This is a genomic window from Erwinia sp. Eh17-17 (assembly GCF_039675725.1).
Taxonomy (GTDB): domain Bacteria; phylum Pseudomonadota; class Gammaproteobacteria; order Enterobacterales; family Enterobacteriaceae; genus Erwinia.
The window spans coordinates 786,623-801,812 of record NZ_JBDFQT010000001.1; the positions used below are offsets into that span (position 1 = coordinate 786,623).

A 15,190-nucleotide genomic window follows, 5' to 3' on the forward strand; every position below is an offset into this window, starting at 1 on the left:
GTGTTGATCTTATGGGCGATTATCACTTTACCCGATAAACTTAGCCTACAAAGCTATAGCAGCGAAGCGGCAGAGTTGCCAAATTTTCGCCCGAAAATCAGCAGGGTGTTTTTCACTGAAACCGACGGTAAGCCTTGATAGCAATGGGAAAAATGTCGATGAAAAAAATTCATCGACTTCAGGTGACAACGTCACCATTGCCACGATCAGCACAATCCGAAAACTGTTGCCTTAAATTTCATGCACACTCTCAAAACAGCGTTAATCAGGGGAAGTTATGTCGGAAGATTCGCAAACTATGGCCTCATCAGTGAAGTCACGTCACTGGATACTGATTGCCTCAATGCTGGCGATGTTTATGGCGGCTATCGAAGTGACGATAGTGGCCACCGCCATGCCGACCATCATTGCTGAACTCGGGGGCTTCTCGCAGTTTGGCTGGGTGTTCTCCATCTATCTGTTGACGCAGGCGGTCAGCGTGCCGATCTACGGACGTCTGGCAGACCTGTGGGGACGCAAGCGGATGTTCTTTATCGGCACCGGGCTGTTTCTGGCCGGATCGGTGCTGTGCGGCTTCGCGACGAATATGGGCTGGCTGATCCTGTTTCGCGCCTTCCAGGGGCTGGGTGCCGGGGCCATTATGCCGCTGACCTCTACCATCATTGCCGATGTGTACCCGCCGAAAGAGCGGGCGGGCGTACAGGGCTGGCTGTCGAGCGTCTGGGGCGTGGCGGCCATCGTCGGACCGCTGACCGGCGCCTGGCTGGTACAGCACTTCAACTGGGCGCTGATCTTCTGGGTCAACGTGCCGATCGGCATCGTCTCGATGCTGCTGCTGGCCCGCTTCTTTCCGGAGTCGAAGCAGCGCAGCCCGCACCGGCTGAACCTGGCGGGCAGCGGCTGGCTGATGCTGACCGTCAGCGCACTGCTGGTCGCCCTGCTGCAGGCGGAAGCGCTGGGTATCGCCTGGGTCGTGGGGCTGCTGATACTGGCGCTGGCGGCGGGGGCGGCCCTGTTACGCCACGAGCGCCGCGCCAGCGAACCGCTGTTTCCGCTGGCGATCTGGCGCAGCCGCACGCTGCTGGCAGGAAACGCGGGTAATCTGCTGATTGGCGCGGCGATGATGGGCATCAGTGCTTTTCTCCCTACCTGGATTCAGGGGGTGAACGGCGGTACGCCGCTGCAGGCGGGCAGTGCGCTGGCGATGATGTCGATAGGCTGGCCGCTGGCCAGCACCCTCAGTGGCCGGCTGATGCAGCGCACCTCGTATCGTTTTACCGCGCTGCTCGGCTCGCTGTTGCTGATCCTGGGGACCGGCCTGCTGCTCACTCTGCACCGTGAGAGTCCGGTGTGGCACGCCGGGCTGTTTGCCTTTGTGATTGGCACCGGTATGGGGATGACCAGCACCACCTTCCTGATTGCTGTACAAAACACCGCTGACTTTGCTATTCGCGGCATATGTACCGCCTCGATTATGTTCAGCCGTATGCTGGGGTCGGCGTTAGGAACGGCGGTGATGGGGGCAGTGCTGAACTACAACCTGCTGCTGCGCCTGCCGCACGACAGCGATCCGGTTCAGCAGGTGATGTCACACAGCCAGAGGGAGCAGATTGATGCCGACCGTCTGGGGATCATGCTGACTGAGATTGCGCACTCGCTGCACTGGGTGTTTGCGGTATCGGCGGTGATTGCGCTGCTGAGCCTGGTGGTTTCGCGTTTTGTTCCGGCGGAAACACCACACTGATCAAAAGGGGCGACCGGCTGTACTGGTCACCCCGCAGGGGATAAGCGCACTACTGTGCAGGAGCGTCCTGAGAGGTGCCCGCGCTGGCCGGCACCGTGCTGTCGCCGTCGTTGCCGGTCCGTTTGTAGACGATTTTCTGCGTGTCATTTTCGCAGTGGCCGACAACCTGGCCTCCCGCCTGATCGGCCTGGTCGTTGGGCACGATCTCCAGAGTAAAGCCGGAGGCTGGCACGCCGTTGTTAATGATTTTCTGATTAATATCGGTTTTGACCGTCTCGCACGACGCCTGAACTGCCAGCGGTGCGGCGACCATCAGTGCGGTTAACATCCACTTATAAGCTTTCATTCATTCTGTCCTTATACGAGTGATCTACGCTAACTATAGCAGCAACCTGAGCTTAGGGTGCCACCGGGCGACCGGTACGGCGGTCAAGGCAGCGCAGGGTGTTGGGTTCCCAGTAGGCATTCACGTTCAGGCTCTTTTCACAGCCAACGCGGGTATCAAAGGCCTGGTCTTCACGGTCAAACACCTTCTCATTGTAGTTGTTCACCTTGCCGCGCAGGCGGTGGGTTGCATCCCACTGCTCTTTCTGCTGGCGGGCTTCTTCATTGCTGAGTGCGTTATTGCCATCCTGAATGATCAGATGGTCGGTGCGCGCCTGTGCAGTGTGCTGAACGGAAAACAGAGCGGTCAGCAGCAGCAACGACAGCGAAGCGTTGGACAGACGTTGTTGTAAGGTTTTCATCATGGGTTCCTTATGGGTGTGTAGCCACAGCAACGGCGACTGAGCGAATCATGTGCGGTAGTATATCACCAGCTTTCAGGCACCCACCAGACACGCCGTGCCGCCGTTGACGATTAAAAGAGAAAAGAAGAAATGCTGACTACAATAGCGCTGTTTTTTGCCACGGCCCTCGCCGAGATCGTCGGCTGTTTTTTGCCGTATCTGTGGCTGAAAAAAAATGCCTCTGCCTGGCTGCTGTTACCGGCAGGCATCAGTCTGGTGATTTTTGTCTGGTTGCTGACGCTGCATCCGGCGGCGAGCGGGCGTGTCTATGCCGCTTATGGCGGTGTATACGTGCTGACGGCCCTGCTGTGGCTGCGCATCGTGGACGGAGTGAAACTGAGTAGCTATGACTGGGTGGGGGCGTCGGTGGCGTTTTGCGGCATGCTGATTATCGTCGCGGGGTGGGGACGGGCCTGATATCAGGCCCGGACTAAGGGATCAGGCTTTGTGAACGCGCAGGCCTGCCTGGCTCTGGCCAACCGGCATCATCTCCAGTGCGCTGATATTAACGTGCTTCGGCAGGGTAGCGACCCACCAGACCGCTTCGGTCACGTCTTCCGGCGTCAGTGGTTCGGTGCCGTCATATACGCTGTCGGCGCGGCTGTCGTCGCCCTTAAAGCGCACGTTGGAAAACTCGGTGCCGCCCACCAGGCCCGGCTCAATGTCGGTCACGCGCAGAGCGGTGCCGTGCAGGTCGGTGCGCAGATTGAAACTGAACTGACGCACAAACGCCTTCGTGGCGCCGTACACGTTGCCGCCAGGATAAGGCCAGCTCCCGGCAATCGATCCGATATTAATGATATGCCCGACGTTGCGCGCAACCATCGCGGGCAGCAGCGCACGGGTCATATACACCAGGCCTTTATTGTTGGTGTCGATCATATCTTCCCAGTCTTCGAGGCTGGCGCGCTGCGCGGGCTCGATGCCCAGCGCCAGCCCGGCATTGTTAACCAGGATATCAATATCACGCCATTCTGCCGGCAGGCTGGCGAGCTGCGTGTTAATACCGTCGCGGTCGCGCACGTCCAGCACCAGAGTGTAAATGCTGTCACCAAACTCCTGTTTTAACGCATCCAGACGTTCCTGGCGGCGACCGGTGGCGATGACCTTGTGGCCCTGGGCGATGAAGCGGCGGGTAATGCTCTGACCAAAACCGGCGGTGGCACCGGTAACAAATACGATCATCTCACTGTTCCTCAACACATTTTGGATGTTGATCACCTTACCATTTCACGACCGGGGTGATAAGAAGCGAATTGTTATGACTGATAAGAAAAAATGCACCAGCGCTGTGCGTTAAGGCGAGGTTTTGCGTCAAAGCAGTGCAGGGGGGTTGCCACGCCGGGCGCAGCCGCTGATTTCTGGCGTAAAGCAATCGGTTGCCAGCGCAGCAACCGATTGCGCAACCGATTATCTTTCCGCACCCGGTCGTTTTGATAAAGTATCAACCTATCTTATTGTATTTAAATAAAAAAATAACATTTCGCCGTCTGGCATAACATTTGCACACTAAACTCATACGATTGCCCGCAATGCTTTCTGTGCTGGCGGCCATTATTTGAGGAACGGTTATGTCACTACGCTACACCCAGGCCATCCGCGCCAGTTTTTTCGATATCACCCGCACGGTGGACCATCCCCGGGAGCTGCCGGAGGCGGCGCGCTATATCGAGGACGGCCTGCTGCTGCTGGATCAGGGCAGCGTCGTCGGTTTATGGCACTGGGAAGAGGGGCAGCACCTGCTGCGGGCGGATGCTGAGCTGCTGGACTACCGCGACAGGCTGATTGTGCCGGGTTTCGTTGATACCCACATTCACTATCCGCAAACGGAAATGATCGGTGCGTTTGGCGAACAGCTTCTGGAGTGGCTGAATCAGTATACCTTTCCGGTTGAAAGCCAGTACCACTGCCCGCAGCATGCGGCGCACATGTCGGCATTTTTCCTGCAGCAGCTGCTGAGCAACGGCACCACCACCGCGCTGGTATTCGGCACCGTGCATCCACAGTCGGTTGATGCCCTGTTTACCGCCGCCGCTGCCCTGGAGATGCGCCTGATTGCCGGTAAGGTGATGATGGACCGTAACGGACCGGAAGCGTTAATGGAAACCCCGGAGCAGAGCTACTGGCAGACTCGTGAACTGATTGAACGCTGGCATAACCGTGGCCGCCTGAGCTATGCCCTGACGCCGCGCTTTGCGCCGACCTCTTCCCCGGAGCTGCTGGCCGTGGTGCAGCAGCTGCGCAGCGAATTCCCGGATACCTGGCTGCATACTCACCTCAGTGAAAACCCGCAGGAAGTCGCCTGGGTGAAAACCCTGTTCCCTGAACACAGCGGCTACCTTGACGTCTACCATCACTATCAGCTCACCGGTAACCGCAGCCTGTTTGCCCACTGCCTGCATCTTGAGGATCACGAGTGGGACTGCCTGCACCATACCGGCTCGGCCGTGGCGTTTTGTCCCACCTCTAACCTGTTCCTCGGCAGCGGCCTGTTTGACCTGAAAACCTGCTGGCATAAAGGGGTGAAAATGGGCATCGGCACCGATGTCGGTGCGGGCACCACCTTCAGCATGCTGCAGACGATGGGGGAAGCATACAAAGTGGGGCAGCTTCAGCGTTATAAGCTCCCGGCCTGTGAGGCGTTTTATCACGCCACGCTGGGCGGGGCGAAAGCGCTGGATCTGGACGCCCGCATTGGTAACTTTATGCCGGGTAAAGAGGCAGATTTCGTGGTGCTGGACCCGGCCGTGTCGCCGCTACAGCAGATGCGCCACGCCAACAGCCGCGATATCTGGGAAAAACTGTTTGTCCTGATGACGCTGGGTGACGACCGCAACATTGCCGCCACCTGGGTCAACGGTCGCTGCGTCTGGCAGCGCAATACAATGGAGCAGGCCGCATGATCCAGTTCTTACTTAACCAGCGCCTGGTCAGCGAAAGCGATATCGACCCCAACATGACGGTGCTGAACTATCTGCGCCAGAACCAGCGCCGCTGCGGCACCAAAGAGGGCTGTGCCTCCGGAGACTGCGGAGCCTGCACCGTAACGCTGGGCCACGTTGAACAGGGGCGGATGCGCTATCAGACCGTCAACAGCTGCCTGACCTTTGTCAGCCACCTGCAGGGAAAACAGCTGATCAGCGTGGAAGATCTGCGTCAGCCATCGGGGCTGCACGGCGTGCAGCAGGCGATGGTGGACTGCCACGCCTCGCAGTGCGGTTTCTGTACCCCCGGCTTTGTGATGTCGATCTTCACCCTGCAAAAAAACGGCGGTGGCGATACGCAGCAGATAGAGCAGGCGCTGGCAGGCAATCTGTGCCGCTGTACCGGCTACCGGCCGATAGTTGCCGCTGCCCGTCATGCCTGTGATACCGCAGAACGGGACACATTCGAACAGCAGGAGGCGGCCACCGTGGCGCAGCTCCTGACGTTACACTCCCCGGAGATGCAGGAAATTCACTGGCAGGACAGGCGCTGCCTGCTGCCGAAAACCGTTAAACAGCTCAGTGATGCCCTGCTTGCCCACCCGCAGGCGAAACTGCTGGCCGGGGGAACCGACCTCGCGCTTCAGGTCACCCAGCGGGGTGAAGCGCTGCCGCTGCTGATCGCGCTTGACCAGATTGATGAGCTGAAGCAGTGCGCCAGCTTCGATGACGAGAGGGTGCTGGGGGCGGGAGTCTCGCTGAGCCAGTGCTGGCAGTGGCTGGGCGATGAGATCCCGGCGCTGACGCAGATTCTGGCGCGCTTTGCCTCACAGCAGATCCGTAACCTGGGAACGCTGGGCGGCAATATCGGCAACGCCTCACCGATTGGTGATATGCCGCCGATGCTGCTGGCGCTCGACGCATCGCTGATCCTGCAACAGGGCGACAGCCAGCGCCGTCTGCCGTTAGCCGACTTCTTCCTCAGCTACCGTAAAACGGCGCTGCGTGAGGGTGAATTCATTCGTGCGGTGGCGATACCACACGCCACTCCCGCGCAGCATTTTCGCGCATGGAAAGTCTCAAAACGGCTGGAGGATGATATATCGGCGGTGTTTGCCGCCTTTACCCTGACCACCGACGAGGCGGGTCGGGTGGATTGCGTGCGTATCGCCTTCGGCGGGATGGCGGAAATTCCCCGCCGGGCTTACCACTGCGAACAGCAGCTGCTGGGCCAGCCGCTGAACGGCACGACGCTGGCAAATGCCTGCCGCGCGCTGGAACAGGATTTCCAGCCGCTGAGTGATTTCCGTGCCAGCGCGGCGTACCGTCTGCAGCTGGCAAAAAATCTACTGCGCCGTTACCACGCCACGCTGAGCGGTGAGCTGAGCTTTACAGAGGTATCAGACTATGTCTAAACACCCCCCCGTCGTGATGCCCGATGCCATGGCGCGCCAGTTTAACCAGCATCACAGCAGCGGCGTCGGTAAAAGTACCCGCCACGACAGTGCAGAAATGCACGTTACCGGCGAGGCGCGTTACATTGATGACCGTCTGGAGACGCCGGGCATGTTGCACCTGTGCCCGCGCCTCAGCGAGCACGCGCATGCGCGCATTCTCAGCATTGACGTCGAAGCCTGCTATCGCGTCCCTGGCGTGATCAGGGTGTTGACCTGGCAGGACGTTCCCGGTGAGCTGGATATCGGACCGCTTGAGCCGGGCGATCCGCTGATGGCGAAAGAAGTCGTTGAGTATGTCGGGCAGATGGTGCTGGTGGTGGCGGCGGAAAGCGAACAGGCCGCCCGTCAGGCGGCCGCGCTGGCCAGGATCGACTATCAGCCGCTGACGGCAATCCTCGACGTGGAGCAGGCGCTGGCGCAGGGCAGTTTTGTCCAGCAGCCGCATATTCACCAGCGCGGGGATGCTGATACCGCGCTGGCAAAAGCCGCTCACCGCCTGCGCGGCGCATTTCACATCGGCGGTCAGGAACATTTCTATCTGGAAACCCAGGTGGCGCTGGTGGTGCCGGGAGAAGATCGTGCCCTGCAGGTTTACTCCTCCACCCAGAATCCTACCGAAGTGCAGAAGCTGGTGGCGTCGGTGATGGGGCTGACGATGAACAAAGTGACCATCGATATGCGCCGCATGGGCGGGGGATTCGGCGGTAAAGAGACTCAGGCAGCCGGCGTCGCCTGTCTGTGCGCGCTGGCGGCGCGACTGACCGGGCGTCCGGCTAAAATGCGCCTGTCACGCCGTGACGACATGCAGACCACCGGCAAACGTCACCCTTTTTATGTGCGCTACGACGTCGGCGTGGATGCGGAAGGACGCTTCAGCGGGGTGAAGATTGACCTGGCGGGCAACTGCGGCTATTCACTCGATCTTTCAGGGTCGATCGTCGATCGGGCGATGTTCCACACCGATAATGCCTACTACCTTGGTGATGCGCTGATCACCGGCTACCGCTGCCGCACTCATACCGCCTCCAATACCGCTTATCGCGGCTTTGGCGGGCCACAGGGCATGGTGGCGATAGAGCAGATTATGGACCATATTGCCCGCGAGCTGGGCCTGGACCCGCTGGAGGTGCGCAAACGCAACTACTACGGTAAACAGACGCGCAACGTGACCCACTATTATCAGACGGTCAAAGACAACCTGCTGGATGAGATCACCGCGCAGCTGGAGCAGAGCGCCGATTATGCCGGGCGACGTGCCGCGATCGCCGACTTCAACGCCGCCAGCCCGGTGATGAAACGCGGGCTGGCGCTGACGCCGGTCAAGTTTGGCATCTCGTTTACCTCCAGTTTTCTCAACCAGGCAGGCGCCCTGATCCTGATCTACACCGACGGGACGGTGCAGTTAAACCACGGCGGTACGGAGATGGGCCAGGGGTTGAATACCAAAGTGGCGCAGATCGTCGCCGAAGTGCTGCAAATCGACATCAACAGCATCCAGATCACCGCGACCGACACCGGAAAGGTGCCGAATACCTCGCCAACGGCGGCCTCCAGCGGTACCGATCTTAACGGTAAGGCTGCCCAGAATGCGGCGGAAATCCTGCGCGAACGGCTGGTGACGATGCTGTGCAGGCTGCATAACTGCGGCGCGCAGCAGGTCAGCTTCAGTAACGGCATTGTTCACGTAGGCGAACGGTATTTTACCTTTGCCGAGGTCGCTCAGCTGGCGTGGCTCAATCAGGTGCCACTGTCAGCCACCGGCTACTATCGGGTGCCGGGGATCCATTACGACCGCCTGGCGGGGCGCGGTGAGCCATTTTATTACTTCGCTTACGGTGCCGCCTGCGCCGAGGTTCTCATCGACAGCCTGACCGGGGAATATCGCCTGCTGCGTGCCGATATTCTGCACGACGTTGGTGCGTCACTGAACCCGGCCATCGATATCGGGCAGGTGGAGGGCGGCTTTGTGCAGGGCATGGGCTGGCTGACCACGGAGGAACTGGTGTGGAACGATAAAGGACGCCTGCTGACCGACGGTCCGGCCAGCTATAAGATTCCGGCGATTGGCGATGTGCCGCACGACCTGCGCGTTACGCTGGTGGAAAATCGCAAAAATCCTCAGGACACGGTGTTTCACTCGAAGGCCGTGGGTGAACCGCCCTTTATGCTGGGGATCGCCGTCTGGTGTGCGCTACAGGATGCGGTATCCAGCATTGGCGATTACCGCCAGCATCCGCTGCTGGATGCGCCCGCCACCCCGGAACGGGTGTTCTGGGGTGCCGAAAAACAGCGTTCAGGAGGTCAGCATGCGCAGTGATGACTGGATTACTATTCTGGCGAACCTGCGCGATCGCGGCGAACCCTGCGTACTGCTGACGGTGGTGGATGATAAAGGCTCCGTGCCGCGCGATCGCGGCAGCAAAATGGTGGTGACGGCCGCTCAAACCTGGCTGACTATCGGCGGGGGGCATCTGGAGTTTCAGTCTGTCGCCATGGCACGTGAAATGCTGCTGAGTGGCCAGACGCAGGCGCGCTACGAGCAGTTCAATCTGGGGGCCCGGCTTGGACAGTGCTGCGGCGGCATCAGCAGCGTACTGTTTGAACCGCTGATGCAGGCGCAGCCGCAGATTGCGGTATTTGGTGCCGGGCACGTCGGTCAGGCGCTGGTAGCGCTGTTGTCAACGTTACCCTGTCACGTTTACTGGGTCGATGAACGTCCAGAACAGTTCACTCAGGTTCCTGACGGCGTAACGGTCTGCTGCCTCGAAGACCCGACGGACCAGGTGAAAATCATGCCGGCAGGCAGTTACTATGTGGTGATGACCCACCATCATCCGCGCGATCTGGAACTGTGTGAAGCCATTCTGCGCCGTGACGACGCGAGTTACGTCGGCATGATAGGTTCAGCAACCAAGCGCCAGCGTTTTGACTATCGTCTGGAAGGAAAAGGCATCAGCCGCGAACAGCTCAGCCAACTGCGTTGCCCAGTTGGCCTGCCTGACGTGAAAGGCAAGCTGCCGGCAGAGATTGCCGTGGCGGTGGCAGGAGAAATTATTACCTTATATAAACGACCGGCGTGAAATGATTTACACTTGTCAGATCTGCCGTTTATGCTGCATTTTCATCCATAAGGACAGGGAGTACAGGTATGAAGATTGCACCATTAGTCTGGGCTGTTAGCATGGCTCTGACCGCCAGCGCACAAAATGCGCTGGCGGAAGAGTCGCCAAAAGAGAGCCGTACTATGCCGTCGCAGAAAGAAAACCCCCTCATTCAGACCAGTCCACTGCCATTCCAGGCGCCTCCCTTCGATCGTATTTCCAGCGCCGACTATCGTCCGGCGCTGATAGCCGCGATAGCGCAGAAGCGTGAGGAGATTGCCCGCATTGCCAATAACACGGCGGCGCCGACCTTTGAAAATACCTTCCAGGCGCTGGAAGAAAGTGGTCAGAGTCTGAGCCGGGTTAATCATATTTTTAGCGCAATGACCTCCTCGAACACCAGCGATGAACTGCAGGCGCTGGATGAGGAGATGTCGCCGAAACTGGCCGCGCTGGAAGATGATATAAAAATGAACGACAGACTGTTTGCCCGGCTGGACGCGGTATATCAGAAGCGGCAGCAGATGGATCTGGCCCCAGAGTCGCTGCGTCTGGTGGAGGTCATCTGGCAGGCGTTTATGCTGAGTGGGGCACGGCTCAGCGAGTCAGAAAAAACGCAGTTGAAAGCCCTGAACCAGGAGTCAGCTACCCTCAGCACCCGCTTTGCTAACCGTCTGCTGAACGCGACCAAGGCCGGTGGCGCGTTATTCAACGATAAAACGGCGCTGGCAGGCCTGAGCGCCAGTGAGATCGCCGCTGCAGGTGAAGCCGCCGAAGGTCGTGGCCTGAAAAATCAGTGGCTGCTGGTGCTGCAAAACACCACCCAGCAGCCTGTTCTGCAAACCATGACCGATCGCGCCGCGCGCGAGAAGGTGTTTAACGCCAGCCTGACACGTGCAGAAAAGGGCGATGCTAACGATACCCGCGAGCTGATCGCCCGTCTGGCGCAGGTGCGCGCGCACCAGGCAAAACTGCTGGGCTTCGACAGCTATGCCGCCTGGAAATTGCAGGATCAGATGGCGAAGACCCCGCAGGCCGCGCTGGACTTTATGCGAGAGATTGTTCCGGCCGCGACCGCCAGAGCGCAGCGCGAAGCGGCGGATATTCAGGCGGTGATCGATAAGCAAAACGGCGGTTTCACCCTCGCGCCGTGGGACTGGCTGTTCTACGCAGAACAGGTCCGCCGGGAAAAATACGACCTCGATGAAGCCCAGATCAAGCCCTATCTTGAACTGAATAACGTGCTGGAAAACGGGGTGTTTTATGCGGCCACGCAGCTGTATGGCATCACCTTTAAACCACGCCCGGACCTGCCGGTCTATCATCCGGATGTTAAAGTGTATGAAGTTCTGGATAAGGACGGCACACCGCTGGCACTGTTCTATGCCGACTGGTTCAAGCGCGATAATAAAGGCGGCGGGGCATGGATGGGCAATTTTATTGATCAGTCTGCGTTGCTTGGGACCAGACCCGTCATCTACAACGTCACTAACTTCAGCAAGCCTGTGGCCGGGGAGCCTGCGCTGCTGTCATGGGATGATGTGATCACTATGTTCCACGAGTTTGGTCATGGGCTGCACGGCATGTTCGCCGATCAGCGCTACGTGAGCCTGTCGGGTACGGAAACACCGCGCGATTTTGTCGAGTTCCCGTCGCAGTTCAACGAACACTGGGCCAGCAACGAGAAGGTATTCAGTCATTTTGCCCGCCATTACCAGAGCGGAGAGCCGATGCCAGCGGCATTGCGCGAGAAAATGCTGCGTGCCAGCACCTTTAACATGGGCTATGACATGGTCGAGCTGCTGGCTGCTGCGCTGCTGGACCAGCACTGGTACAGCCTCAGTTCCGGCCTTCCGCTGCAGCAGGCCGATGCCTTTGAGCAGCGCGCGCTGGAAAAAGAGCATATCCGTCTGGCGGCGGTGCCGCCGCGCTACCGTTCCAGCTACTTCAAACATATCTGGAGCAACGGTTATTCGGCAGGATATTACGCCTATCTCTGGACTAAAATGCTGGCCGATGACGGTTTTGCCTGGTTTGAAGAGCACGGTGGACTGACGCGTGAAAACGGCCAGCGCTTCCGCGATAAAGTGCTGTCGCGCGGCAACAGTGAAGACCTGAAACAGCTCTACCATGACTGGCGCGGTCGTGACCCGGAAATTGAGCCGATGCTGCAGCAGCGTGGTCTGAAATAACCCCGGCCTGTGCGGTGGTCATAGTGTTGAAGCCGCGGGATAATGAAGTGAATCTGATACTGGTCTGATATCCGGGGCGGCCGACTAAAAGGTCGCCCCGTTCAGCGCGATTAACCATTCAACCGCAGCTGCGGATAACGCTTCATACTTAACGCACACCACAGCAGCGACAGGATGCCAATTCCACCGCCGACATAACCCACGCTGGCCATATTGAGGTGCAAACTCACCTGATTGCCCAGCAGGGCACCTGCGCCAATGCCGATATTATAAATCCCCGACAGCAGCGACATCGCCACATCGGTGGCGTCCGGCGCCAGCGCCAGCACGCGTACCTGTACCGCCAGCCCGATCGTCATCATTGCCATACCCCAGATAATGCACAGGGTGGAAATAGCCAGCGGGTGCGTGGCAGAGACATACAGCGACAGCATCGACAGCGTAATCAGCGCAATGGCACCGAGCAAAAAGGCGGCCGGATATTTATTACCGTAGATACTGAACAGAATACTGCCGACAATCCCGGCGGCCCCGAAAATCAGCAGCAGGAACGTGGTAAAGCCGCCGCTCAGCGACGCCACGCTCTGAATAAACGGTTCAATATAGCTGTAGGCGGTGTAGTGCGCGGTCACCGTCACGGCAATCAGAAGATACAGCGAAACCAGCGCCGGGCGGCGGAACAGCATCGGCACACTCTTGAGCGACCCGGTATGCTCGCTCGGTAACTTAGGCAGCAGTTTCATCAGCAGCAGCATGGTGATCAGCGCCACCGCACCGATCGCCGCAAAGGTGATACGCCAGCCGAGCAGTTGTCCGATCATACGGCCAATCGGCAGGCCGAGCACCATCGCCAGCGCCGTACCCGTCGCCAGCATGCTGAGTGCCTGGGTCTTTTTACCCGGCGGGGCGACGCGAATGGCCAGTGACGCAGTAATCGACCAAAAAATTGCATGGGAAAAAGCAATACCAATGCGTGACGCTACCAGCGTGGTGAAATCCCAGGCCACGGAAGAGAGCGCATGGCTGGCGATAAACAGCACAAAAATCACAATCAAAAGCAGGCGACGCTCGATATTGCGCGTCAGCAGCATCATCGGCAGTGACATCAGGGCCACCACCCAGGCATAAATCGTCAGCATCAGCCCGACCTGAGCCGTCTGCATAGAGAAGCTGCTGCCAATATCCGAAAGCAGGCCAACCGGAACAAACTCGGTGGTGTTAAAAATAAACGCAGCAATAGCGAGCATGACCACGCGTAGCCAGGCGGTTTTACGGGAAACAGTAGTTGATTGCATTAAAGTCAGCGACAGGTTGAGGGGTGATCGCCCGCAGAGTCGGGCCGCAAAATCAGAGTTTGTTCGCACAGCCTCCGAGCGGGGATATTGTCTTTTATTTAGCCGTCAGATGAAACAGAAAAATCAAAAAAATTGTAAAGCAAAACATTCTAACAATGTGATCGCGATGCGATCTTTTATTTGCCTCACACTGTTTGACGTGCGGCGCGCCAGGCGGCAGAATCGCGCGATAAATCAGCCCGTAACGACGAAACCAGGGGAAGGGCATGGCAAGCGTTCTGAATAATGATTTACTGGCAGAGATTATACAGCAGGTCAGACCGTTAATTGGTCAGGGAAAGGTGGCTGATTATATTCCCGCGCTGGCTGATGTACCCGCTAACCGCCTGGGTATTGCCGTTTGTATGCTCGATGGCACCGTCTACCAGGCGGGGGACGCTCAGGAGCGTTTTTCAATCCAGTCAATATCAAAGGTTCTTTCGCTGACGCTGGCCCTGATGCGCTATCAGGACAGCGAAATCTGGCAGCGGGTGGGGAAAGAACCGTCAGGACAGCCGTTCAACTCCCTGTTACAGCTGGAGCTGGAGCAGGGTAAACCGCGTAACCCCTTTATTAACGCCGGGGCGCTGGTGGTTTGCGATATGCTGGAAACCCGTCTGACGGCACCGCGTCAGCGCATGCTGGAAGTGGTTCGCAGCCTGACCGGCGAAGCCGATATCGCCTATGATCGTTATGTTGCCCGTTCGGAATACGATCACTCCGCGCGCAATGCAGCGATTGCCTGGCTGATGAAATCCTTTGGCAACTTCGATAATGATGTCCCTAAGGTGCTGCAAACCTATTTTCACTACTGTTCCATGACATTGAGCTGCGTCGAGCTGGCACGCTGTTTCCTCTATCTGGCCAACCACGGCAAAGGGCTGGGTCAGGACGAAGTGTTGCTGACCCCGAAGCAGGCCCGGCAGATCAACGCACTGATGGTCACCAGCGGAATGTATGACGGTGCGGGCGAATTTGCCTGGCGCGTCGGGATGCCGGGAAAATCAGGGGTCGGCGGTGGCATTATCGCCGTGGTGCCGGGGGAGATGAGCATTGCCGTCTGGTCGCCTGAACTGGATAACCAGGGCAACTCGCTGGCGGGTACCGCCGCGCTTGAAGTGCTGGCCGAGCGTATTGGCCGCTCCATTTTTTAAATTTTCCCTGTCGGGCCGGTTAACTGGCCCTTAATCAATATTTTAATCACTCTCCGAAATCATTCTTGATTCAGATCATTCTCTTTCACCGCACACTTTGCTAATATTTCGCGAAGAAAAATAAATTTACATTTCATGCAGCTCGTCCCATCCCTGAGAGGATAACCATGACAATTCAGGCAAAACAGTTAACGCTTAACCACCAACTGCGCCAGTTTGGCGTGCTGGTCAAACTCGCCATGATCCGCACCTCCCCGCAACAAATTGAAGTCTGGACAACCAGCGGTAACCGTCTGCGTTTTAACCCAACCCAGCAGATTGAGGCTCAGTTCGTCGCATGCTGAACGTTCGCCTGTTGTTTATCGCTACGCTGGTGATGCTGGTTGTGACCTTGCTCTGTGTAATGAATCAGCCGCTGGCTGTTGTCCATCACCATGAAGATATTCTTGAGTCGCTGTAATTACGCAGGGCGATGCCCGCATCGCCCTGCGTAAAC

14 protein-coding genes are annotated in these 15,190 nt (G+C 58.2%); 10 read left to right on the forward strand and 4 right to left on the reverse strand.

Annotation, left to right across the window (positions count from 1 at the left end):
• The first annotated feature begins 277 nt into the window (after positions 1-277).
• Positions 278-1,744 (forward strand): MDR family MFS transporter, encoded by a 1,467-nt coding sequence (locus ABEH87_RS03480; protein ID WP_346573928.1) that lies wholly within the window; start codon positions 278-280, stop codon positions 1,742-1,744.
• 49 nt (positions 1,745-1,793) lie between these two features.
• On the opposite strand, the gene ABEH87_RS03485 is transcribed toward ABEH87_RS03480, so the two are convergent.
• Both ABEH87_RS03485 and ABEH87_RS03490 read right to left on the reverse strand, forming a co-directional pair.
• Positions 1,794-2,090, reverse strand: a complete 297-nt coding sequence (locus ABEH87_RS03485; RefSeq protein ID WP_346573930.1) for a DUF1161 domain-containing protein — start codon at positions 2,088-2,090, stop codon at positions 1,794-1,796.
• 52 nt (positions 2,091-2,142) lie between these two features.
• Positions 2,143-2,490 carry a DUF1283 family protein gene (locus ABEH87_RS03490; RefSeq protein WP_346574565.1) on the reverse strand — a complete coding sequence of 116 codons (348 nt, stop codon included), beginning with the start codon at positions 2,488-2,490 and terminating at the stop codon, positions 2,143-2,145.
• 132 nt (positions 2,491-2,622) lie between these two features.
• Between ABEH87_RS03490 and ABEH87_RS03495 the strand changes: the two genes are divergently transcribed.
• On the forward strand, positions 2,623-2,949 hold the full coding sequence (locus ABEH87_RS03495; RefSeq protein WP_346573931.1) for a YnfA family protein: 327 nt from the start codon (positions 2,623-2,625) through the stop codon (positions 2,947-2,949).
• Between the two features lie 21 nt (positions 2,950-2,970).
• On the opposite strand, the gene ydfG is transcribed toward ABEH87_RS03495, so the two are convergent.
• On the reverse strand, positions 2,971-3,717 hold the full coding sequence (ydfG, locus tag ABEH87_RS03500) for a bifunctional NADP-dependent 3-hydroxy acid dehydrogenase/3-hydroxypropionate dehydrogenase YdfG (RefSeq protein WP_346573932.1): 747 nt from the start codon (positions 3,715-3,717) through the stop codon (positions 2,971-2,973).
• Between the two features lie 386 nt (positions 3,718-4,103).
• Here ydfG and guaD point away from each other — a divergent pair, with 386 nt between their 5' ends.
• The 5 genes from guaD (at position 4,104) to dcp (ending at position 12,206) form a co-directional block, all read left to right on the forward strand.
• Positions 4,104-5,435 (forward strand): guanine deaminase, encoded by a 1,332-nt coding sequence (gene guaD / locus ABEH87_RS03505; protein ID WP_346573933.1) that lies wholly within the window; start codon positions 4,104-4,106, stop codon positions 5,433-5,435.
• The gene (gene xdhA, locus ABEH87_RS03510; protein WP_346573934.1) at positions 5,432-6,871 is read left to right on the forward strand and encodes a xanthine dehydrogenase small subunit; all 1,440 of its coding nucleotides are present in this window, start codon (positions 5,432-5,434) and stop codon (positions 6,869-6,871) included. Before guaD ends, xdhA begins: the two co-directional genes overlap by 4 nt.
• A gap of 16 nt (positions 6,872-6,887) precedes the next feature.
• Positions 6,888-9,230: a xanthine dehydrogenase molybdopterin binding subunit gene (gene xdhB / locus ABEH87_RS03515; RefSeq protein WP_346574567.1), complete on the forward strand. Its 2,343-nt coding sequence runs from the start codon at positions 6,888-6,890 to the stop codon at positions 9,228-9,230.
• Positions 9,220-9,993 carry a xanthine dehydrogenase accessory protein XdhC gene (gene xdhC, locus ABEH87_RS03520; protein WP_346573935.1) on the forward strand — a complete coding sequence of 258 codons (774 nt, stop codon included), beginning with the start codon at positions 9,220-9,222 and terminating at the stop codon, positions 9,991-9,993. Before xdhB ends, xdhC begins: the two co-directional genes overlap by 11 nt.
• 68 nt (positions 9,994-10,061) lie before the next feature.
• Positions 10,062-12,206 (forward strand): peptidyl-dipeptidase Dcp, encoded by a 2,145-nt coding sequence (gene dcp, locus ABEH87_RS03525; RefSeq protein WP_346573936.1) that lies wholly within the window; start codon positions 10,062-10,064, stop codon positions 12,204-12,206.
• Between the two features lie 110 nt (positions 12,207-12,316).
• Here dcp and ABEH87_RS03530 read toward each other — a convergent pair whose 3' ends face one another.
• Positions 12,317-13,501 (reverse strand): sugar transporter, encoded by a 1,185-nt coding sequence (locus ABEH87_RS03530; protein WP_346573938.1) that lies wholly within the window; start codon positions 13,499-13,501, stop codon positions 12,317-12,319.
• Positions 13,502-13,767: 266 nt separating this feature from the next.
• On the opposite strand from ABEH87_RS03530, the gene glsB reads away from it, so the two are divergent.
• From glsB to ABEH87_RS03545, 3 genes are all read left to right on the forward strand, one after another.
• Complete coding sequence (gene glsB / locus ABEH87_RS03535) at positions 13,768-14,694, forward strand: glutaminase B (protein WP_346573940.1); 927 nt, start codon at positions 13,768-13,770, stop codon at positions 14,692-14,694.
• Between the two features lie 167 nt (positions 14,695-14,861).
• A complete protein-coding gene (locus ABEH87_RS03540; RefSeq protein WP_346573942.1) occupies positions 14,862-15,038 on the forward strand; it encodes a hypothetical protein in 177 nt (58 codons plus the stop codon).
• Positions 15,032-15,154 carry a hypothetical protein gene (locus ABEH87_RS03545; RefSeq protein WP_346573943.1) on the forward strand — a complete coding sequence of 41 codons (123 nt, stop codon included), beginning with the start codon at positions 15,032-15,034 and terminating at the stop codon, positions 15,152-15,154. The genes ABEH87_RS03540 and ABEH87_RS03545 overlap by 7 nt, the downstream gene beginning before the upstream one ends.
• Positions 15,155-15,190: the final 36 nt, after the last annotated feature.

Excerpts from the sequence above, each read along its gene's own strand:
- ABEH87_RS03545 (WP_346573943.1), top strand. The coding sequence starts at position 15,032 with ATGCTGAACGTTCGCCTGTTGTTTATCGCTACGCTGGTGATGCTGGTT.
- xdhB (WP_346574567.1), top strand. The coding sequence starts at position 6,888 with ATGCCCGATGCCATGGCGCGCCAGTTTAACCAGCATCACAGCAGCGGC.
- xdhC (WP_346573935.1), top strand. The coding sequence starts at position 9,220 with ATGCGCAGTGATGACTGGATTACTATTCTGGCGAACCTGCGCGATCGC.
- glsB (WP_346573940.1), top strand. The coding sequence starts at position 13,768 with ATGGCAAGCGTTCTGAATAATGATTTACTGGCAGAGATTATACAGCAG.
- ABEH87_RS03540 (WP_346573942.1), top strand. The coding sequence starts at position 14,862 with ATGACAATTCAGGCAAAACAGTTAACGCTTAACCACCAACTGCGCCAG.
- ABEH87_RS03495 (WP_346573931.1), top strand. The coding sequence starts at position 2,623 with ATGCTGACTACAATAGCGCTGTTTTTTGCCACGGCCCTCGCCGAGATC.
- dcp (WP_346573936.1), top strand. The coding sequence starts at position 10,062 with ATGAAGATTGCACCATTAGTCTGGGCTGTTAGCATGGCTCTGACCGCC.
- guaD (WP_346573933.1), top strand. The coding sequence starts at position 4,104 with ATGTCACTACGCTACACCCAGGCCATCCGCGCCAGTTTTTTCGATATC.
- ydfG (WP_346573932.1), bottom strand. The coding sequence starts at position 3,717 with ATGATCGTATTTGTTACCGGTGCCACCGCCGGTTTTGGTCAGAGCATT.
- ABEH87_RS03480 (WP_346573928.1), top strand. The coding sequence starts at position 278 with ATGTCGGAAGATTCGCAAACTATGGCCTCATCAGTGAAGTCACGTCAC.
- xdhA (WP_346573934.1), top strand. The coding sequence starts at position 5,432 with ATGATCCAGTTCTTACTTAACCAGCGCCTGGTCAGCGAAAGCGATATC.
- ABEH87_RS03530 (WP_346573938.1), bottom strand. The coding sequence starts at position 13,501 with ATGCAATCAACTACTGTTTCCCGTAAAACCGCCTGGCTACGCGTGGTC.
- ABEH87_RS03485 (WP_346573930.1), bottom strand. The coding sequence starts at position 2,090 with ATGAAAGCTTATAAGTGGATGTTAACCGCACTGATGGTCGCCGCACCG.
- ABEH87_RS03490 (WP_346574565.1), bottom strand. The coding sequence starts at position 2,490 with ATGAAAACCTTACAACAACGTCTGTCCAACGCTTCGCTGTCGTTGCTG.